We start from the raw sequence: 17,510 nt of genomic DNA, 5'->3' as shown, positions 1-17,510 counted from the left end.
AGGCAGCAGAAAACCTCCGGATGAGCCGGATAGTTATTTTCTTGCCAGTGGGATTAGTTAAGAGTGAGGTTATTTACGGGACTGGTCGACACGTTCCTGAAGCCAGGACTCCACCTCGCTCTTCCGCCATCGGGAGCTTCGCCCCAGCTTGATAGGTTTGGGGAAGGATCCGTCCTTAATAAGCTTGTAAATCCACTTGTCTGTCATCTGCAGCAGGCTGGTAATAAATGCCATGTCAATCAACTGGTCTTCGGTAAGTAAGGGATGCGTGGTCATGATTTGGTATCTCCGGTTAAGAAAGGTAACCCGGATGAGTGATATTTAATTGCGGTCACTGCTCCGGGGCATACCCATGGGGAGATACGTAAAAAAAGCGGGTTATGTTGACCTCTAGGGGTCAACCGGTTCTGAGATGTATTTCGACGCGCTCATGTGCATGACTGTCTTACATTCTTCTGTTACCTCATCTGTTGCAGACATCAACCGCTCAGGTAACCGTTATCCTTCCTCTTTTGTCTTCATGGGCTTATAGTCACCGGACTACCTGTCCTTTGAAAAAGCCCTTCTTACTTTTCCGAAGGTCAGTGAGTAGCTTATCCTCTTGTTTTACATAGAAAACCAGCTAATCCCGCATCACTACGCATTACATAAAACATAACTTTCACTACACTTTTTATTACGCATATATCGACGCATAAAACAACGCATTTGACTACGCATTACACACGCATTAACCTACGTAGTGATACTCACTTTAAAATCAATGAAAATGTAATTATGAAAGAACAGCTGACGGATAGAACAAAAAGAGCGTGCCGGTTTTATATCGAATACATGAAGAAAAACATCGAAGGATACCGGGAGCGAACTCCGCTAATCCTCATAACTGATTATAAAAATCAGGAGGTTATGGACATGATTCTGAGAGACCTTAATAATGAATTTAAAAATACCCATGAGTACAATAAGTTCGTACGGCAAATGAAAAATGAGTTATTATCCAGTATCGTCCCGGAGACGAATTTTGAATGGATAAAGGACTATAGCTCCGCTTACTTTGCATGGAATATACTTTCAACCATGGGCCCTAAGGAAATCAATTCACTTGAGGTCGATTTTTATCGTGAACGGCCTCCGGTTATTCGGCATGGCTCATTAGCTGTTATTCCAGAAACCTATCAGCATGCACTTTTAGTACTCTACACCTGTTTCGATAGCTGGGATGTCGAGTTAATTTTTAAGATCAAAACACTCTCTTCATTAAAAAATATCTGGATTCAGCGAAACCGGGAGTTACCAGAACCATTTAAATGGATTGACCTTAAAAATCATAAACAATGTGCATGGGCTTTTAAATATGTTATGGAGCATATCAAACCCGATTATATGCCTGCATTTATGACTGAAATCAGACAACAACAGGTGATTACGTTTCTCACGGCCGTGCTGTATTCCTGGCCAGCGCATCCCGATACTCGGCGTCTGATGATGCAACGGATGAAAAAAACATACAATCAGAATGTATTCCGGGAAAACATTGCTGATAAAAAAGTCATTAACACCTATGTCCAGAAGGACATTAAAGAAAAGCTCGATATGCTGGCAAAGAAAAATGGTCGAAAAATTAACGAAGAGCTGGAAGTTATCATTATGAATGCCTGGCACGATGCCAGATATGCAGAAGATAAATAGCATTCACTCCAAAAAATTTCAGACAGATATTATCTCAGTGAATCACCCGCATCCTTTACCGGATCGCGGGGTTTATTATTTTTCACGCTGAGATCTCCATATGCGAAAATCTGATGGCCTTCAGGCTTTTGAGCAACCCCTGGCTTCACTGCCAGACCCGCTTCGCAAACTTATCCTTGTACGTCTTCGCACTCTCACTCAGTACGAGCCGGTAATCGGCATCATGGGTAAAACCGGATCGGGTAAGTCGTCGCTCTGTAATGCCCTGTTCCAGGGAGAGGTAACACCGGTCAGTAATGTTGAAGCCTGCACTCGCGACGTGCTGCGCTTCCGTCTCAGCAGTGGCTCTCACAGCCTGCTGCTGGTCGATTTACCCGGAGTGGGTGAAAGTAAGGAACGTGACGAGGAGTACACCACGTTATACCGCCGGATCTTGCCCGAACTGGATTTGGTGTTATGGGTAATCAAAGCCGATGACCGGGCACTGTCAGTGGATGAACACTTCTATCGCAAGGTGATGCTGGCGTATCAGCATCGGGTGCTGTTCGTGGTTAATCAGGCTGACAAGGCCGAACCTTGTCACCAGTGGAATACCACCAGCAATACACCATCTTATAGCCAACAATCGACAATTGAGGCCAAGCGGAGCGCTGTGCAGCAGCTCTTCCTGCCGCACCATCCAGTCTGTGTTGTATCGGCCCGAACGGGTTGGGGGCTGGATGCGATGGTAGAGACGATGATGTGCAGCCTGCCTGACCGAGCCACCAGCCCACTGACAAAACAACTGCACGGAAGGCTCTGCACCGAGCCGGTAAAAAAGCAGGCACGCGAGCGCTTTGGTCATGCCGTGGATGAAATGATTGGCACTGTAGAGTCATCATCTTTTCTGCCAGCGCCTGTAAGGGCTGTGATTAGGACTGTTCGGGAAGCCGTGGTGTCAGTTGCCCGTGTTGTCTGGGACTGGATTTTCTTCTGACAACAGCTTATGACGGACACTCCCTGTCCTTTCTGTGATCAATTAATGAACGGTTAATCCACCATCAACGCGCAAAGGCGCATTACAGCTGTAATCCTCGTACTGAAAAAATACGCCTTCCCCTGTCCATACCCTGTCCGACCCCTTCGTTACACTAATCACTTAATTTTCAGCCTGTTAACAGGATGGAGAAAATCTAATGTCTCAGACTGAGCGTCGCCATGAGCGACTGGCGGTTCGGCTGTCCCTGATTATCAGCCGCCTTGTTGCTGGCGAAACACTGGATATGGGCCTTCTTGCCGCAGAGTTTGGTGTATCGCTCCGTACCCTCCGCCGCGATTTTCGTGAGCGACTGATGTACCTCGACCTGGAATATCGCGACGGCACCTGTCGTCTGCTTTCAGGTAGCCATCAGCGCGAACTGGCGGTGCTGACTTTTGCTCGTCAGTCAGGTGTGGAGGCCTTGTTTCCTGATATGGATAACCACATGGTCAGCTCACTGCTGAGTGGGCCCGGTGAGTCTCCGTGCCTCATATGGGCAGAGTCGGAGTCATTGTCGCCGCCCAGGGCAGGCATATTTACACGTCTTGTCAGGGCCATATCAGAGCATCGTCGCGTGACGCTGCTGGCTGAAGGTTGTCGTTGCTCAGGGCTTGCACCATACCGCCTCGTACTCTGCGGCGGGCATTGGTATTTGACTGGAGAGCATCATCATCGCGTGGCGGTGTTTCCGCTGAAAGATATCCATGCGGTTACCTTGCGCCCGGAACTGTTCGTGCCCGACCTTCAGATTCGTAACGTTCTCGCCGAACCGGAATTACTCAGAGCCCTTCCCCATTTTCACGTTTTTCACTCACTGCTCGCCAGAACCGGCGACGGTCTTTTACCTCATAAGGAATCATGATGAAGAAATTACTGACCACAACGGCACTGACCGTCAGTCTCTGCGCTGGCGCTACCTTTCCGGCGTCTGCCGAAACTGTCGTGGGTACCGTCAAATTCTGGCAGTACATGCAGGCGGATGGCTGGAAATCGGCCGATGGCATGGACGACGACACGCTGAACAATACGCTCTACCAGGCCAGTGTCATTGGCAATTACCCCTGGACTAAACAATTCCTGCTACGTCAGCGTGGTGGTGGTGCTTATTTTCTCGCCGACAAGAAAACTCATACCGTGCGCAAGCTGAATCTGAAACCTGCCAGCGGTTATTATTCCGACCTGACATCGGTCTATCAGGGTGAAGACCAGGGGAAAGGGTGTTACTTCACTATCATCGATACCCAGTATCAGCTGGAGCTGGTTAATGAGCCTCACAGCAAGCAGGTGCTTGCTGCTTTTCCGGAAAACTGTGTCAACAAACAGCAGCAGGCTGCCCTGGCGGCGAAGCGTTCTGCCTCAGAGCAGAAATTGCAGCAGTGGGTAGCCCAACAGAGTCTGGCTGAGTTGTGCCGACGAACTGGGAACTGCTGAAGCAACGGAACGGACGAATAATAAGGAATCTGCACCATGAAGAAATTGTATCCACCTGTGCTTGCCGTTCTGACAGTTATCGGTGCAATGAGTGCCTCTGGCTGCGACCACAAGGAAGATGCGGGTGTGAAAACGATAGCCAGTTTTAAGGACCTGACTCCGCCACCGTTCAGCAAGGTTGTCTCGCATAAATCCGATATTGCCCAGGAATGGGTAAAGAAGGATGCTTTTGGCACACCGCAATATACGGTGATGAAAACCAACCAGTCGCCGGAAGGCTGTGAGTCAGGCAATTATTACTACATTGCGGATATGCAGCAGAAAACGGTGCAGCCTCTGATTGCTGCCCTGTGTCTTGCGGACAATATCACCCTGAGCTTCCGGATTGAAACCGACAGCTACACGGGTGAAAAATCGGTGGTGTATTCGCACGATGGCAAGGAAATGGGGAAACTCTATCTGCCGGAGAATCAGGAGAAAAATCCATGAAGAAGCTGAAAGGCGTTATCTCAGTTTTCGCTCTGAGCCTTTGTCTGCTGTCACCTGCTCAGGCCGAAGAACAGCGTTACATCAGTATCCGCAACACAGACATGGTCTGGGTGCCGGGCAATGTCTGCGTGTGGCAGTTTCGTCTGGATAACGGAGGAAGTGGTGAGGGGTTCGGGCCTCTGACGCTATCCCTTCGTCTGAAAGACAAAGGCGGAAACACGCTAGTTATGGGGAATATGGCGGTGTCTGCATTTGGTGAGAGCGATGCGACTCGCTCTCAGGAAGCCTCGCTGGAGAACGAATGCGTGGAAAACGTCAGCTCTGTCGAAATCATGAAGGCAACGGAAGAGCGCAATGGTTACCAGATTGACCTGCCACTGTCTGTTTTCGACCCGCAGTATTACCAACCGCTGCAAGTCACGGTTGTCGGAGGTAAGGCGTCTTAGCCAATTCTTTAACCGTTTGATTCAGCTCCTGTCGCGTATGCCACAGGGGCTTTTTGTTTTAAGGAGCCTGTATGCCTGAACTCACTGAACTCCCTGAGGGACCGTTTTCGCGCCAGCAGGCAGAGGCGGTTGCGGCTCAATATTCCAACATTGCTATAGAGGACGATCAGGGTACGCATTTCCGTCTGGTTATCCGTCATGAGCGTTGCATGGTCTGGCGAGCCTAGAACTTTGAGCCGGTTACTGGCTGAACCGGTATATCACTCGTTATGGCATCCGCAAATTTCCTGCATAACCACCACCAGCAAATCATCGATATAAACACAGTCAGGCCACACCTCCTTCGGGAAGTGTGGCCTTTTGTCTTTTTACCCACTGCATAAGGAGTTACCCATGCGATTAGCCAGCCGCTTTGGCCGTATAAACCAGATACGCCGTGACCGGCCTCTGACCCTCGAAGAGCTGATGAGTCATGTTCCCAGCGTGTTCGGGAGTGACAAACATGAATCTCGTTCAGACCGTTATACCTACATCCCGACCATCACCATCCTCGAAAGCCTGCAGCGTGAAGGCTTTGAGCCGTTCTTTGCCTGCCAGACGAAGGTCCGTGACCTGAGCAAGCGGGAGCACACCAAACACATGCTTCGCCTGCGTCGTGCCAGTCAACTGACCGGGCATCAGGTACCGGAAATCATTTTGCTCAACAGTCATGACGGCACCTCGAGCTATCAGATGCTTCCGGGACTATTTCGTGGCGTCTGTACCAACGGTCTGGTCTGCGGACAGTCATTTGACGAAGTGCGGGTACCACATAAAGGGAATGTTGTTGAGAAGGTGATTGAAGGGGCTTACGAAGTGCTCGGTGTCTTTGACCGGGTGGAGGAGAAGCGCGATGCAATGCAGTCACTGGCACTGCCAGAACCAGCCCGTAACGCCCTGGCGAATGCCGCGCTGAAGTATCGCTTTGGTGAAGACCACCAGCCGGTCACGGTATCGCAGTTGCTGACTCCGCGTCGCCGGGAGGACTACAGCGATGACCTGTGGACCGTCTACCAGCGCGTGCAGGAGAACCTGATGAAAGGTGGATTGTCAGGGCGAACCGCACAGGGGAAAAGCAGTCGCACCCGTGCCGTTACCGGTATTGATGGCGATGTGAAGCTCAATCGCGCCCTGTGGGTAATGGCAGAAAGCATGCTCGATTTTTTCGGGCGTTAAAAAACAGTTCCGGCATAAGGAGATAGTTTAATGGATACACACAACCCTGAATTAGCTGAGCTGGCAGCAATTACTGCCTCGGTGGTCCCTGACGAGCTACTACGCATCGGCTTCTGGCCGCAGCACTTTGGCTCCATCCCACAATGGATAACCCTTGAGCCCCAAATCTTCGGCTGGATGGATCGCCTGTGCGCTGATTACAGCGGCGGCGTCTGGAGCTTTTACACACTCAGCAATAGCGGCGCATTTATGGCTCCGGAGCCTGACGGTCAGAAATGGACGTTGTTCAACCCGATGAATGGCAACGATGCGGAGATGAGCGGAGAGGCTGCCGGTATAGCAGTCTGCCTGATGGCTTACAGCCACCACGCCTGCCGCACCGAGTGTGACGCTATGACTGGACACTATTATCGCTTACGCGACTACGCGCTAAACCATCCGGAATGCAGCGCCATTATGCATCTTATCGACTAAGGAATGCCTGACATGAATACCGCATTATCCCCGGTGTCATCGCAGCCTGAACTCTTTCCGCTGACGGTTATGGACCAGCATAGTTGTCTGCTCCCCGCGATATCCGGATTGACGCCCTATGCCCAACGGACCATCCGCCGCGCTATCAACCTGCTGGATAAATATCTTCGTCAGCCCGGCATATCCTTTACCTCAAGTACGGCAGCCCGTGACTGGCTTCGGTTACAGCTGGCGGGACAAGAACGGGAAGTGTTCATGGTGCTCTATCTCGATAATCAACACCGTTTACTGGAGAGTGAAACGCTATTTGCCGGTTCGGTTAACCATGTCCAGGTCCATCCCCGTGAGGTGGTGAAGTCAGCGCTTCGCTTCAATGCTGCTGCTGTTGTGCTGGCGCATAACCATCCATCCGGTGATCCGGAGCCCAGCCAATGTGACCGCAACATTACGGGCAGGCTTAAAGAAGCGCTGGCACTGGTTGATGTGAACACTCTCGATCATCTGGTTATCGGTTCAGATGGAATTGTGTCTCTTGCAGAGCGAGGCTGGATGTGAGGGCACTTCAATGAAATCTACTGACTCAGAGAACGATTCATTTCTCAAGTGGGGTCTGAATCGTAATGTGACACCTTGCTTTGGCGCTCGTCTGGTACAGGAGGGAAACCGACTGCACTATTTGGCTGACCGGGCCAGTATCACCGGTAAGTTCAGCGAAGCAGAATGTCTTAGGCTGGATGCGGCATTCCCGCATTTTATCTGCCAGATGGAATCGATGCTGACTACTGGTGAAATGAATCCTCGCCATGCCCACTGTGTCACCCTGTACCACAATGGTTTCACCTGCGAAGCCGATACCCTTGGCAGTTGCGGCTACGTATACATCGCCGTTTACCCCACTCATCGTTAACTACTTTCACAAGAGCAAATATGAAAACTCTACCTGCAACAAATCTGCAGGCGGCGACGCTATGTCTGTCACCCGTGGCAGTCTGGCAAATGCTGCTTGCACGCCTGCTGGAACAACATTATGGCCTGACACTCAACGACACACCATTCAGTGATGAAACGGTAATTCAGGAACATATCGATGCCGGTATATCTTTGGCCGATGCCGTTAATTTTCTGGTGGAAAAGTACGGGCTGGTTCGTATTGATCGCAGGGGATTCGACTGGCAAGAACAGTCCCCATATCTGCGGGCAGTCGATATTCTGCGGGCGCGACAGGCAACTGGTTTATTGAAAAGAAATCGTATTAGCGCGGCACGGTGAACATTGGGAATAGCCTTCCTGATTCACCCTGCAGCTTTCCTTACATATTTACTCATTCCAAAAAGCACCTGCCGATGCTGGTTGGTGCTTTTACTTATATGGACGAAATATCATGCAAATAGAAGCTGTAATTTTAACTGGGCACATTATCACAAGTACAATCCGGGAATGCTGGGCCATCGTTGTTGATGGTTTTGACGCATGCGGCGAACAAGCTTATGATCCAGCTTAATTTCTTTTCCTCATGAAGGGACTGGTATGGGCAACAGAATGTGGATGATCCGCGGTGACGGCGGCAAGCTCTATGACGATTTTCGCGATAAGCAAATTGTAGGCATCGGTTGGTCTCAGCTGGCTCCATTAGTCAAACCCGGCCTGTCCCGAGCCCAGTTGCTCGCCTTATACCAAGAGGCAGATCCCTTAACAAAGCTGGGAACTGCGCGTTCTGGTGCATCGCAGGTCTGGCGTTTTGTGAATGAGATCCAAAAGGGTGATTGGGTTATTACCTATTCGCCAGCCAACCGTACTTATTTGCTAGGCAAAGTCACTTCAGAATTCCAATATCATCCTGAATGGGTGGAAGAGGGGATGGGGATCGCTCGGCAAGTTAAATGGAATACTCAAGAAATCGACCGCGATAGACTGTCTGTTGCTACCAAAAACACATTGGGTTCTACGCTGACGGTTTTCCAGCTTCCAGAATATGCGCTAGAAGAGCTTTTGCAGGATAAGAAACCCACTGCAGATGTAATTACTCAGAATCCAATTGCGATGGATGAAGATGAGGTTGTTTCTGATCCGCTTCGCGATATGGAAATGCTGGCGTTTGAGGGTATCAAAGATCGTATCAACTCTCTTGACTGGGATGAGATGCAAAATCTTGTTGCCGGAGTTTTACGCAGTATGGGCTATAAAACGCAGGTCTCACCTGCGGGAGCTGATCGGGGTAAAGACATCATTGCTTCACCTGATGGGTTCGGTTTTGAAAATCCGCGTATCATCGTTGAAGTAAAGCACCGCAGGGAACAGATGGGAAGCCAACAGATACGCAGCTTTATCGGCGGTCGCCATAAAGACGATCGCGGGCTTTATGTCAGTACAGGGGGTTTTACGAAAGATGCTCGATATGAAGCCGACCGTTCGACGATACCACTGACGCTCTGGACGCTTGATGATCTCGTCCGTGCTCTTATTGAGAACTACGAGCAAGTCGATATCGAAACCAAACTTTTGGTTCCTCTGAAGAAAACTTTCCTACCTGCCTGAATCTTGCTTTGATAGCCATATCGGTGTTCTACTGATATGGCTTTATACCCACTCGAAATGTCTATTTTTTGTACGGATTTTCACTTGTGGGTACAAGTGCGGGTATAACTATTTACCCCTGTTTATAAACAACATTGATATCAGTCTATTAGGTGTGTAATTCGAGTCCGGCCTTCGCACTCATTCTTTAAACACCTCCTTCCTATGCCACTCCACAAACCCCTCCCTTGGATAATTCCCTTTCACCATCGGCAAAGCAATCTGCTTACCAGCAAAATCCCAGAACAGCCGCCCAACAGCCCCATTCCCATTCACTGCCTCGGACACTAATACCCGCATACTCTCATCCAGCCCAATCGATCCTTTATCAAACGCCTTATGATGAATTGCACATAGCGCCAGTCCGTTCGGGATCTCACACGGTCCACCAAACTGCTTCCATTTAATATGCGCGGCTTCAAGTCCAACGGAGGCGTTATCATGCCGCATGTTGAATCCGCAGATTGCACACTCATAGTTATAAGCTCGCAGCACCTGCTGGCGGAACAGCGGATCGCGAACCTTACGGATCTGTTGAATATCAAAACCCATCTCATCCGCGATCTCTTCCTGAATGCTTTCAGGAAAGTGCGCTTCAAGAATCTGCTGCGCCAGCGAGCCGATCAGATTTTTGTTCTTATTCAGCAGCGCAAAGTGTTCTTCATCAAACCCGCCTGCGACGTTATGTTCTACAAGTTCTTTAACAGGCGGTTGCTTACTGCCAGTGGTCGAACAGAACTCAGTATTCTTCAGATCCCAAAAACCGTCCCCTTTGAGCCGCCAGAAGGGCATATTTGGGTAATACGCCTTCCTCTGTGGGCCAAAGCGTTCTAGCAGGCTAAGCAACTGTTCGTGGACCTCAGTACCGTAATCAAACAGTCGCGCATGCCCCTGCTGATAGTTCGCCAGCACGTACAGAAGCAATAAAGGCTTATGCGGCGCACGCTGTTCGCCTTTGCGCCAGATAGTGATGTCGGCAATTGCCTGTTCGAGAGTTTTGCTGGAAGCCATCGCGTTACGGAAGAAGGTAAATAATTGCGATGATGCTCGCAAAACCCAGACCAATCAACCCGCAATCAACAAAACATGACCTTACCGCATCCAACCTTATTTCCTGAATCCCCCTCGCAAATTCCAAATTTCCTTTATACCAAACCACTGTATTTATATTCAGTCCTGTATAATGAGCACCAGAAATTACGCCGAATGGCAAAGGAAGTATCAAAGAGAATTTAACGAGGAATTCGCGATATGAAGGTGCTGCAACACCCCCATACCGCTAACCACAAACAACTAATCAGGAGTTGAAAATGGCTGTAACGAATTTTAAGCCAAAGTTTACTGTTTGCAAAACAGAATCAGACGCTTTCACTGGCATGATTGAAAACCGCGAGCTGGTACGCAAAAACAGCGCCCGCCGTCTGCACGGCAACCAGACCAATGCGGCACCCGTCCATCCACGCGCGGAAACGCCGCAAGACTGTGCAGCCTGCTGCGAACTCTATGCGCGCATAGACATGAAATACCTTCTTCTGGGCGGCGACTGGTTAACCCGTGCAGGCTTTATCAACGGCATGCCCGTGAAAATCCGCGCCATGAAAGACTGCATCGTGATTACGCCACAGCATACAAGAGAATTATGGGGATGCCTGGAAGGTATGAGCGTGGTGAATATAAATAAACAGAAAGTCGCGCAGTGGTTAAAAACATTTCCAGGGGCGTTGAATGATACGGGAGATATACCTATGGTGAAGCGCGGAACTGGTCTGGCAGAATAAGAATAATATCTAAAGTCTCCCTTCATTAATCCTGTAAAAGGATAAGTTAATACGGATGTGAATATACATGTCCGTATTTTTTCTTTTTTAAATTAATTATCTGTCTACGCTAGTGCACCCAATAAATCGGTTGTAACATTCTCCGCAAAGCAACAGGGAGGATTGCTATGCAGATTTGTACGATGGATTACAACGATGTCTCCGTAGATGGAAGAAGGCTGAAACTACACGTTTATGGCGTTGGGACGTTTCCCGTTTTTTCAGGGATTGAACCTGTAACCAATATTGCTGAGTGCGCCTTTATCAGGAAGGCTGCGTTACCAGTGGGTACGTACTGGATCGTTGATGCACCGGAAGGCAGTATTGCTAATCGGGTCGAGCGGTTTGTAAAAGACTTCAAGAACGGGACCGATCATTCTGAATGGTTCGGCTTGTTTAATGCATCGACCATGGCTGATAACGTATTTGTGAATGGGGTCGACAGAGGCTCATTTCGACTTCATCCATTGAGGCCGAATGGCGAGGGAGAGTCGTGGGGATGCATAACGTTCTATAATATCCCTGATTTTCAACTGGTCAGACAATCTTTGCTTGCACGTAAGAAGATTCGTGTTCCTGGTGGTAAAGGGTTGATGGCATATGGACGTATTGATGTGACAGGCAGGGCTGATTATGCTTCATGCAAAGTTAAAAAATAATATCCTGATTGGTCTGGCATGCCTCATTGCTTCCTTCTTTATCGTCCTGTTTCCTTTGGGAGGCTTGCTCGATTACTTATCTCACGCCAGCAATGATTTTTTAAATCGCACCGGTTTGGGGTTTGCTGATGGTGAAGCAGACCCATCATTCCTGTGGGTGTTGGGGGGGATGATGGTCGTCGTTACCGTACTACTGATGATCATCATCAGAAAGATATGCAACCTGAAGCAGGGATGAAATATTTCATAGCCGCTTTCTAAAACAATCAAGCGGCGTCATGCCAATCCCACACTCCGCCGCCCAACCTCAGTCAACTCACCTCATCAAAACACCGGCACCCCCAGCCCAATCTTCACCTCCCTCAACGTCCCCTGCGTCACCCCCTGCGCCCGTTCCGTCCCGCGCTTCAGCATCGCCATCAGCTCGCCCTTATCCTGCATGTACATCGCCCTCCGTTCCCGCATCGGCGCAATTAGCTCCTGCAGGCACGCCTCCAGCTCGTTCTTACAAACCCGGTCACCCAGCCCGCCCGCCTGATAGTGCGCCTTCATCGCCGCCACTTTCTCTTTGTCCGGATGAAAAGCGTCGAGATAGGTAAACACCACATTCCCCTCAATCTGCCCCTGATCGCTTACCTTCAGGTGGTTCGGGTCGGTGTACATAGCACTCACCGCACGGTGAATGGTCTCTTCGCTGGCCGAAAGGTGCAGCGTGTTGCCGAGCGATTTCGACATCTTGGCGCTGCCGTCGATGCCGGGCAGGCGGCTGGTGTCGCTCAGCATCGCCTTACAGTGGCGCAGCACAGGGGCGGGCAGCAGGCTGTTCATCTTGTGCACAATCTCGTTGGTCTGCTCAATCATCGGCAGCTGGTCGTCGCCGACGGGCACGCACTCGGCCTTAAATGCGGTGATGTCCGCCGCCTGGCTGATGGGGTAGGCCATAAATCCGACCGGCAGCGAGCGGGCAAAGCCCTTCTGTGCAATCTCGTTTTTCACCGTCGGGTTACGCTCCACGCGGGCGACGGTAACGATGTTCATATACAGCATCATCAGCTCGGCGAGGGCGGGCAGGGCGGACTGCAGGCAGATCGTGGTCAGGTTCGGGTCGATGCCGGCGGCGAGGTAGTCGGCCAGCACTTCGGGGATGTTGTCGCGGATCTTCTGCGGGTTGCTACCGTTGTCGGTCAGCCCCTGCAGGTCGGCAATCAACACAAACTGGCTGTGCGTCTGCTGCAGCGCCACGCGCTGGCGCAGCGATCCGACGAAGTGGCCGAGGTGCAGCGGGCCGGTTGGGCGATCGCCGGTGAGGATGGTGGGTGCGTTCATAAAGACTCCTTAATGTGCAGTTGCCGAAAGGGGTCTTAGATGTGAGAAAGCCGCCTTTCGGCGGCTATCTGAAAATGGGAAAAACTACTCCGTGCCGCCTTTAAGAAGGCAGCCACCAGCGGTTTACGGTGAGCACGGCGTGGTTTATGTTCATCTCTTTACCGTACCACGTCCGGCGCGAAAAACAAAAGGGCACGTCATGCTGCAATCTCTCAACCACCTGACCCTCGCGGTCAGCGACCTGCAAAAAAGCGTCACCTTCTGGCACGAGCTGCTGGGACTGACGCTGCACGCCCGCTGGAATACCGGGGCCTATCTCACCTGCGGCGATCTGTGGGTCTGCCTGTCGTACGACGAGGCGCGCCGGTACGTGCCGCCGCAGGAGAGCGACTATACCCACTACGCGTTTACCGTGGCGGAAGCGGATTTTGAACCGTTCTCGCAAAGGTTTGAGCAGGCGGGCGTCACCGTCTGGAAGCAGAACAAAAGCGAGGGGGCGTCGTTTTACTTTCTCGACCCGGACGGGCACAAGCTGGAGCTGCACGTGGGCAGCCTCGCCGCGCGGCTGGCGGCGTGTCGCGAGAAGCCCTACGCGGGCATGGTGTTTACCTCAGACGAGGCTTGAGGCGCGCACCTTCAGCCTGCCCGCCAGCGTCACGTGCGTGGCGGCATCTTCCTGATTGCACAGGTACTCCACCGCCAGCCGTCCCAGCTCGCTGTAAGGCAACTGGATGCTGGTCAGCGGCGGGGTGAGCTGCTCGGAAATCTTCTGGTCGTCGTAGCCCGCCAGCAGCATGTCCTGCGGGATGCGCACGCCGTTCACCGCCAGCGCCTGATAGCAGCCAATCGCCAGCCAGTCGCTGGCGCAGAAGATGGCGTCCGGGCGCTCGGCCAGTTCCAGCAGCGAAGCTGTCGCGGTAAAGGACTCGCTGAACTGCCAGTTGGTCTGGCGCACCAGACCGTCGTCGCACGCGAGTCCGGCCTGCTGTAGCGCCGCCTGGTAGCCCGCCAGACGCTGGCGCGAGGCCTCCATCCAGCTCTCGCCGGTGATGTGGGCGATGCGCGTGGCGCCGCAGGCGATGAGGTGTCTGGTAACTTGGAAAGCGTTGGCGTAGTCGTCCGGAATAAACGACGGCAGCAGCGGCGAGCCGGGGTCGCGCTGGTTGAGCAGCACCAGCGGGATGCGGGTGCAGTCCTGGAATGCCGTCATATCGACGACGTTCGTGACCGGAGAGGCAAGGATAATCCCGATGCAGTTGCGCTTGTCCAGCTGGCGGATGATGTTCAGGGCCAGCTCCACGTCGTCGCCGTAGTCGTAGACGGTGAGCAGGGTCTCGTTGCGCCACGCCGCTTCCCGCGCCTGGCTGATGGCGTCGATAAACGGGTCGAAGCTCTGCATGGAGCTGACCAGCAGGGCGATCTCCTCCTGGTTGCGCGGGGCGTGAACGGCGGGGAGGCGGTCGTAGCCGAGCTCGGTGGCGACGCCAATCACCCGCTGACGGGTATCATCGCTGAGCTTGATGTTGCGGGACTGGTTGAGCACCAGCGATACCGTCGCCTGCGACACCCCCGCTGCCCGCGCAATATCGTTCATCGTCACTTTTGTTTTTCGCTTCATCCGTCCTCTCCCTTTCGCGAATTTGCATCATACCCTAACCGCGCGCTTCCGCGCCGTCGATCACGTTTCTCATCCATCGAAGCGTGAACTTTGTGAGAGGCGTCGCTTTTCTGAGCGCCGCGATTTGCGCATTTATTCTGCAACTAATATTTATTAGCTAAATATTATCAGCAAGAGGATGCGTAATGAAAGAGCAGTGGAGCAGGGAGCAGGCACAGGCGTGGTATCAGCAAAAAGGCTGGCTGTGCGGGTTTAACTATCTGCCGTCGACGGCAGTGAACTGGACCGACATCTGGCAGGAAGAGACCTTCGATGCCGCCACTATCGAGCGCGAGCTGGGCTGGGCGGCGGAGGCGGGCTATAACACCCTGCGCATCAACCTGCCGTTTATCGTCTGGGAGCACGACCGCGACGGGCTGATGGCGCGCATCGACCGCTTTTTGACGATTGCCGACGGTCACGGGTTCAGCACCATGCTGACCCTGATGGACGACTGCGGGTTCTCCGGCGACGAGCCGTACCTCGGCCCGCAAAAGCCGCCCGTACCGGGCAAGCACAACAGCCAGGCGGCGGCGAGCCCGGGACGCGATAAGGTGTGCGATCGCGACTGCTGGCCACAGATTGAGCGCTATATCCGCGACGTTGTGCGCCAGTTCCGCGAGGATAAGCGCGTATTGCTCTGGGATCTGTATAACGAGCCGGGCAACCGCGGCATTTTCGCGACCGGCACGGAGGAGGTGTTGTACGACGAGAAGCTGGAAACCTGCGCGCACGAGTTGATGAAGCAGGCGTTCCGCTGGGTGCGTGAGGAAGACCCGACCCAGCCGCTCACCGTCTGCGCGTGGCGTCTGCCGGCGGAAGAGGAGGGCGAGACATTTTATCAGCACCCGCTGGACCAGACCGCGCTGGAACTGTCGGACGTGGTGAGCTATCACGCCTACACCAATACCGGGCGCATGACGGCGATTATCCAGCAGCTTCAGGCGCTGGGCCGCCCAATCTTCTGCACCGAATGGCTGGCGCGTCACGTGGGCGGCACCATCGAAGAGCAGCTCCCGCTGATGTACATGGCGAAGGTCGCGCCGTATCAGTGGGGGCTGGTGCGCGGTAAAACCCAGACCTGGCTGCCGTGGCCGGTAGTGATGAAGGAGTCCACGGACTACTGCCGCCTGTGGTTCCACGACGTGTTTGAGGAGAACGGTATCCCGTTCTCACGCGCTGAAATCGCGCTGATGAAGAAGCTGCGCAAAATCGCCCCGAATCCGCAGGGCTAATAATAATGACCCGGCGCGCTCTCGCCGGGCAACCAGGTACGCACTATGGCAATGACAATGAAAATACCGTCTCGCGAGTTGTGGTCTTACTTTGGCTATGGTTTAGGTCAGTGTTTTAGCTTTGGTTTAGTGGGTTCGTTTATTAACTATTTTTACACCGACGTGCTGGGGATCTCGGCGCTGGCGGCAAGTACTATCTTCCTGATTGCCCGTGCGTGGGATGCGGTTCACGATCCGCTGTTTGCCAGCATTATGGACACCATCAACAGCCGGTTCGGCAAGTTTCGCCACTTTTTACTGATCGCCCCGCTGCTGATCACCGGGGTCACCCTGCTGGCGTTCTATAAAATCGAAGCGGATATGACCACCAAAATCCTCTACGCCGGGGTGACGTATATCCTGTGGGGGACGCTGTACGCCATCTCCGATATCCCGTTCTGGTCGATGTCATCGGTGATGACCAACGACTCCGGCCAGCGCACCCGCGCGGTGACGGCGGCGATGCTCGGAGTGAACGCCGGGATTGCCTGCGCTAACATCTTCTTCCCAAAGCTGGCAGCGTTCTTCGCCCAGTACAGCAACGATAAAGGCTACTTTATGGCGGCGCTGGTGATGATGCTGGTGGGCCTGCCGTTGATGCTCAACGGTTTTATGCAGATCAAAGAGCGCGTGCCGCCGAGCCCGGAAAAGGTGACGATGCGCGACACCTTCCACAACCTGCGCCAGAACAAGCCGCTGTTTATTGTCCTGCTGTCGTTCTTTTTCTGCGTGTTCCATAACGTGGCGGGCGGTCTCTATATCTACTTCTTTATCAACAATATGGGCGACGGCAGCCTGCAAATGGCAATTGGCGTGATGGGGATAGTGGCGGCGGTGCTGTGCCTGGTCGCCCCGCTGCTGACCCGTCGGATGCAGAAGCGGAAGCTGTTTATGATCCTCTGCGGGCTGGACGTGGCGGTGCGCGTGGTGATGTGGTTCACGGGCTATCAGCACACGGCGTTGCTGTTTGTCCTGCTCGGCCTGAGCACGCTGTTCGTGATGATGACCAACATCCTCACCTCGTCGATGATTGCCGACACCATCGAGTATGCGGAGTATCACACCCACAAGCGCTGCGCGGCGATCACCTTCTCCGGGCAGACCTTTACCGGCAAGATGTCGGTGGCGGTGGGCGGCGGGCTCATCGGCGTGTTTCTGACGATGATCGACTATGTGCCGCAGGCGCAGTCACAGAGCGACAGCGTACTGGCGGGACTGTTCTTCGGTATTTGTTTGTTACCGGCGATAGGCTCGCTGATCCGAATGGGGTTTATGTCGCGCTTTACCTTTACCGAAGAGAAGCATGCGGAGATTTGTCGGCTGCTGGCGGAGCGGAATGCGTCTGCGAAAGCGCCGGGTGGCGGCTGCGCCTTACCCGGCCTACAGGACCAGCCCTTGTAGGCCTGATAAGCGAAGCGCCATCAGGCTTCGCTTAATG

General features: G+C 52.8%; 23 protein-coding genes and 1 pseudogene. 20 read left to right on the top strand and 4 right to left on the bottom strand.

Going from position 1 to position 17,510, the window contains the following annotated elements; translation table 11 throughout:
* Nucleotides 1-69: 69 nt before the first annotated feature.
* Nucleotides 70-276 carry a helix-turn-helix transcriptional regulator gene (locus ACOTY5_RS14775; RefSeq protein WP_014226758.1) on the bottom strand — a complete coding sequence of 69 codons (207 nt, stop codon included), beginning with the start codon at nucleotides 274-276 and terminating at the stop codon, nucleotides 70-72.
* 501 nt (nucleotides 277-777) lie between these two features.
* On the opposite strand from ACOTY5_RS14775, the gene ACOTY5_RS14770 reads away from it, so the two are divergent.
* The 14 genes and pseudogenes from ACOTY5_RS14770 (at nucleotide 778) to ACOTY5_RS14705 (ending at nucleotide 9,300) form a co-directional block, all read left to right on the top strand.
* Nucleotides 778-1,692 carry a hypothetical protein gene (locus tag ACOTY5_RS14770; RefSeq protein ID WP_230373247.1) on the top strand — a complete coding sequence of 305 codons (915 nt, stop codon included), beginning with the start codon at nucleotides 778-780 and terminating at the stop codon, nucleotides 1,690-1,692.
* 100 nt (nucleotides 1,693-1,792) lie between these two features.
* Nucleotides 1,793-2,668, top strand: a complete 876-nt coding sequence (locus ACOTY5_RS14765) for a GTPase family protein (protein WP_062933989.1) — start codon at nucleotides 1,793-1,795, stop codon at nucleotides 2,666-2,668.
* Between the two features lie 199 nt (nucleotides 2,669-2,867).
* Nucleotides 2,868-3,572 (top strand): WYL domain-containing protein, encoded by a 705-nt coding sequence (locus ACOTY5_RS14760; protein ID WP_062933990.1) that lies wholly within the window; start codon nucleotides 2,868-2,870, stop codon nucleotides 3,570-3,572.
* The gene (locus ACOTY5_RS14755; RefSeq protein WP_062933991.1) at nucleotides 3,572-4,141 is read left to right on the top strand and encodes a hypothetical protein; all 570 of its coding nucleotides are present in this window, start codon (nucleotides 3,572-3,574) and stop codon (nucleotides 4,139-4,141) included. The genes ACOTY5_RS14760 and ACOTY5_RS14755 overlap by 1 nt, the downstream gene beginning before the upstream one ends.
* Nucleotides 4,142-4,177: 36 nt before the next feature.
* On the top strand, nucleotides 4,178-4,630 hold the full coding sequence (locus tag ACOTY5_RS14750; RefSeq protein ID WP_062933992.1) for a YfjS/YafY family lipoprotein: 453 nt from the start codon (nucleotides 4,178-4,180) through the stop codon (nucleotides 4,628-4,630).
* Complete coding sequence (locus ACOTY5_RS14745; protein WP_062933993.1) at nucleotides 4,627-5,076, top strand: IrmA family protein; 450 nt, start codon at nucleotides 4,627-4,629, stop codon at nucleotides 5,074-5,076. The genes ACOTY5_RS14750 and ACOTY5_RS14745 overlap by 4 nt, the downstream gene beginning before the upstream one ends.
* A 71-nt stretch (nucleotides 5,077-5,147) precedes the next feature.
* Nucleotides 5,148-5,300 (top strand): annotated as a pseudogene (locus ACOTY5_RS14740) (DUF905 family protein); the annotation flags it as partial.
* A 23-nt stretch (nucleotides 5,301-5,323) separates the two neighbouring features.
* Complete coding sequence (locus ACOTY5_RS14735) at nucleotides 5,324-5,371, top strand: hypothetical protein (protein WP_331251230.1); 48 nt, start codon at nucleotides 5,324-5,326, stop codon at nucleotides 5,369-5,371.
* A 98-nt stretch (nucleotides 5,372-5,469) separates the two neighbouring features.
* Nucleotides 5,470-6,291 carry a DUF932 domain-containing protein gene (locus ACOTY5_RS14730; RefSeq protein WP_062933994.1) on the top strand — a complete coding sequence of 274 codons (822 nt, stop codon included), beginning with the start codon at nucleotides 5,470-5,472 and terminating at the stop codon, nucleotides 6,289-6,291.
* A 30-nt stretch (nucleotides 6,292-6,321) separates the two neighbouring features.
* A complete protein-coding gene (locus ACOTY5_RS14725; protein WP_062933995.1) occupies nucleotides 6,322-6,765 on the top strand; it encodes an antirestriction protein in 444 nt (147 codons plus the stop codon).
* Nucleotides 6,766-6,777: 12 nt separating this feature from the next.
* Nucleotides 6,778-7,320: a RadC family protein gene (gene radC / locus ACOTY5_RS14720; RefSeq protein WP_080461297.1), complete on the top strand. Its 543-nt coding sequence runs from the start codon at nucleotides 6,778-6,780 to the stop codon at nucleotides 7,318-7,320.
* Nucleotides 7,321-7,330: 10 nt separating this feature from the next.
* Nucleotides 7,331-7,672: a type IV toxin-antitoxin system YeeU family antitoxin gene (locus ACOTY5_RS14715; protein WP_062933996.1), complete on the top strand. Its 342-nt coding sequence runs from the start codon at nucleotides 7,331-7,333 to the stop codon at nucleotides 7,670-7,672.
* Between the two features lie 20 nt (nucleotides 7,673-7,692).
* Entirely contained in the window at nucleotides 7,693-8,034 is a 342-nt protein-coding gene (locus ACOTY5_RS14710; protein ID WP_062933997.1) for a TA system toxin CbtA family protein, read from the top strand.
* Between the two features lie 258 nt (nucleotides 8,035-8,292).
* Entirely contained in the window at nucleotides 8,293-9,300 is a 1,008-nt protein-coding gene (locus ACOTY5_RS14705; protein ID WP_032439165.1) for a restriction endonuclease, read from the top strand.
* A gap of 180 nt (nucleotides 9,301-9,480) precedes the next feature.
* Here the strand turns inward: ACOTY5_RS14705 and ACOTY5_RS14700 are convergent, their stop codons facing one another.
* The gene (locus ACOTY5_RS14700) at nucleotides 9,481-10,350 is read right to left on the bottom strand and encodes a phosphorothioated DNA-binding restriction endonuclease (protein ID WP_045141660.1); all 870 of its coding nucleotides are present in this window, start codon (nucleotides 10,348-10,350) and stop codon (nucleotides 9,481-9,483) included.
* Nucleotides 10,351-10,649: 299 nt separating this feature from the next.
* Here ACOTY5_RS14700 and ACOTY5_RS14695 point away from each other — a divergent pair, with 299 nt between their 5' ends.
* The 3 genes from ACOTY5_RS14695 (at nucleotide 10,650) to ACOTY5_RS14685 (ending at nucleotide 12,053) form a co-directional block, all read left to right on the top strand.
* A complete protein-coding gene (locus ACOTY5_RS14695) occupies nucleotides 10,650-11,117 on the top strand; it encodes a SymE family type I addiction module toxin (protein WP_074132654.1) in 468 nt (155 codons plus the stop codon).
* Between the two features lie 167 nt (nucleotides 11,118-11,284).
* Nucleotides 11,285-11,815 carry a DUF2778 domain-containing protein gene (locus ACOTY5_RS14690; protein ID WP_421631949.1) on the top strand — a complete coding sequence of 177 codons (531 nt, stop codon included), beginning with the start codon at nucleotides 11,285-11,287 and terminating at the stop codon, nucleotides 11,813-11,815.
* Nucleotides 11,790-12,053, top strand: a complete 264-nt coding sequence (locus ACOTY5_RS14685) for a hypothetical protein (protein ID WP_045141658.1) — start codon at nucleotides 11,790-11,792, stop codon at nucleotides 12,051-12,053. Before ACOTY5_RS14690 ends, ACOTY5_RS14685 begins: the two co-directional genes overlap by 26 nt.
* An 86-nt stretch (nucleotides 12,054-12,139) precedes the next feature.
* Here ACOTY5_RS14685 and trpS read toward each other — a convergent pair whose 3' ends face one another.
* Nucleotides 12,140-13,141 (bottom strand): tryptophan--tRNA ligase, encoded by a 1,002-nt coding sequence (gene trpS, locus ACOTY5_RS14680; RefSeq protein WP_045141657.1) that lies wholly within the window; start codon nucleotides 13,139-13,141, stop codon nucleotides 12,140-12,142.
* A 199-nt stretch (nucleotides 13,142-13,340) separates the two neighbouring features.
* Here trpS and fosA point away from each other — a divergent pair, with 199 nt between their 5' ends.
* Nucleotides 13,341-13,766 carry a FosA/FosA2 family fosfomycin resistance glutathione transferase gene (gene fosA / locus ACOTY5_RS14675; RefSeq protein ID WP_045141656.1) on the top strand — a complete coding sequence of 142 codons (426 nt, stop codon included), beginning with the start codon at nucleotides 13,341-13,343 and terminating at the stop codon, nucleotides 13,764-13,766.
* Here fosA and ACOTY5_RS14670 read toward each other — a convergent pair.
* Nucleotides 13,752-14,759: a LacI family DNA-binding transcriptional regulator gene (locus ACOTY5_RS14670; protein ID WP_045141655.1), complete on the bottom strand. Its 1,008-nt coding sequence runs from the start codon at nucleotides 14,757-14,759 to the stop codon at nucleotides 13,752-13,754. The two genes, fosA and ACOTY5_RS14670, sit on opposite strands and share 15 nt — an antisense overlap.
* A 185-nt stretch (nucleotides 14,760-14,944) precedes the next feature.
* Between ACOTY5_RS14670 and ACOTY5_RS14665 the strand changes: the two genes are divergently transcribed.
* Entirely contained in the window at nucleotides 14,945-16,033 is a 1,089-nt protein-coding gene (locus tag ACOTY5_RS14665; protein ID WP_045141654.1) for a cellulase family glycosylhydrolase, read from the top strand.
* Nucleotides 16,034-16,078: 45 nt separating this feature from the next.
* Nucleotides 16,079-17,473, top strand: coding sequence for an MFS transporter (locus tag ACOTY5_RS14660; protein ID WP_032647113.1), 1,395 nt, complete (start codon nucleotides 16,079-16,081; stop codon nucleotides 17,471-17,473).
* The last annotated feature ends 37 nt before the right edge of the window (nucleotides 17,474-17,510 follow it).

Source organism: Enterobacter cloacae complex sp. SHL018, assembly GCF_049237905.1.
Taxonomy (GTDB): Bacteria; Pseudomonadota; Gammaproteobacteria; order Enterobacterales; family Enterobacteriaceae; genus Enterobacter; species Enterobacter hormaechei_C.
The sequence above is the reverse complement of the archived record's forward strand: the minus strand, read 5'-3'. Positions and strand labels throughout refer to the sequence as shown.

What these genes read in the sequence shown, in the direction of transcription:
- ACOTY5_RS14755 (WP_062933991.1), top strand. Translation starts at nt 3,572, where the DNA reads ATGAAGAAATTACTGACCACAACGGCACTGACCGTCAGTCTCTGCGCT.
- ACOTY5_RS14730 (WP_062933994.1), top strand. Translation starts at nt 5,470, where the DNA reads ATGCGATTAGCCAGCCGCTTTGGCCGTATAAACCAGATACGCCGTGAC.
- fosA (WP_045141656.1), top strand. Translation starts at nt 13,341, where the DNA reads ATGCTGCAATCTCTCAACCACCTGACCCTCGCGGTCAGCGACCTGCAA.
- radC (WP_080461297.1), top strand. Translation starts at nt 6,778, where the DNA reads ATGAATACCGCATTATCCCCGGTGTCATCGCAGCCTGAACTCTTTCCG.
- ACOTY5_RS14700 (WP_045141660.1), bottom strand. Translation starts at nt 10,350, where the DNA reads ATGGCTTCCAGCAAAACTCTCGAACAGGCAATTGCCGACATCACTATC.
- ACOTY5_RS14670 (WP_045141655.1), bottom strand. Translation starts at nt 14,759, where the DNA reads ATGAAGCGAAAAACAAAAGTGACGATGAACGATATTGCGCGGGCAGCG.
- ACOTY5_RS14725 (WP_062933995.1), top strand. Translation starts at nt 6,322, where the DNA reads ATGGATACACACAACCCTGAATTAGCTGAGCTGGCAGCAATTACTGCC.
- ACOTY5_RS14770 (WP_230373247.1), top strand. Translation starts at nt 778, where the DNA reads ATGAAAGAACAGCTGACGGATAGAACAAAAAGAGCGTGCCGGTTTTAT.
- ACOTY5_RS14745 (WP_062933993.1), top strand. Translation starts at nt 4,627, where the DNA reads ATGAAGAAGCTGAAAGGCGTTATCTCAGTTTTCGCTCTGAGCCTTTGT.
- ACOTY5_RS14750 (WP_062933992.1), top strand. Translation starts at nt 4,178, where the DNA reads ATGAAGAAATTGTATCCACCTGTGCTTGCCGTTCTGACAGTTATCGGT.
- ACOTY5_RS14710 (WP_062933997.1), top strand. Translation starts at nt 7,693, where the DNA reads ATGAAAACTCTACCTGCAACAAATCTGCAGGCGGCGACGCTATGTCTG.
- ACOTY5_RS14690 (WP_421631949.1), top strand. Translation starts at nt 11,285, where the DNA reads ATGCAGATTTGTACGATGGATTACAACGATGTCTCCGTAGATGGAAGA.
- trpS (WP_045141657.1), bottom strand. Translation starts at nt 13,141, where the DNA reads ATGAACGCACCCACCATCCTCACCGGCGATCGCCCAACCGGCCCGCTG.
- ACOTY5_RS14715 (WP_062933996.1), top strand. Translation starts at nt 7,331, where the DNA reads ATGAAATCTACTGACTCAGAGAACGATTCATTTCTCAAGTGGGGTCTG.
- ACOTY5_RS14665 (WP_045141654.1), top strand. Translation starts at nt 14,945, where the DNA reads ATGAAAGAGCAGTGGAGCAGGGAGCAGGCACAGGCGTGGTATCAGCAA.
- ACOTY5_RS14765 (WP_062933989.1), top strand. Translation starts at nt 1,793, where the DNA reads ATGCGAAAATCTGATGGCCTTCAGGCTTTTGAGCAACCCCTGGCTTCA.
- ACOTY5_RS14705 (WP_032439165.1), top strand. Translation starts at nt 8,293, where the DNA reads ATGGGCAACAGAATGTGGATGATCCGCGGTGACGGCGGCAAGCTCTAT.
- ACOTY5_RS14760 (WP_062933990.1), top strand. Translation starts at nt 2,868, where the DNA reads ATGTCTCAGACTGAGCGTCGCCATGAGCGACTGGCGGTTCGGCTGTCC.
- ACOTY5_RS14775 (WP_014226758.1), bottom strand. Translation starts at nt 276, where the DNA reads ATGACCACGCATCCCTTACTTACCGAAGACCAGTTGATTGACATGGCA.
- ACOTY5_RS14660 (WP_032647113.1), top strand. Translation starts at nt 16,079, where the DNA reads ATGGCAATGACAATGAAAATACCGTCTCGCGAGTTGTGGTCTTACTTT.
- ACOTY5_RS14685 (WP_045141658.1), top strand. Translation starts at nt 11,790, where the DNA reads ATGCTTCATGCAAAGTTAAAAAATAATATCCTGATTGGTCTGGCATGC.
- ACOTY5_RS14695 (WP_074132654.1), top strand. Translation starts at nt 10,650, where the DNA reads ATGGCTGTAACGAATTTTAAGCCAAAGTTTACTGTTTGCAAAACAGAA.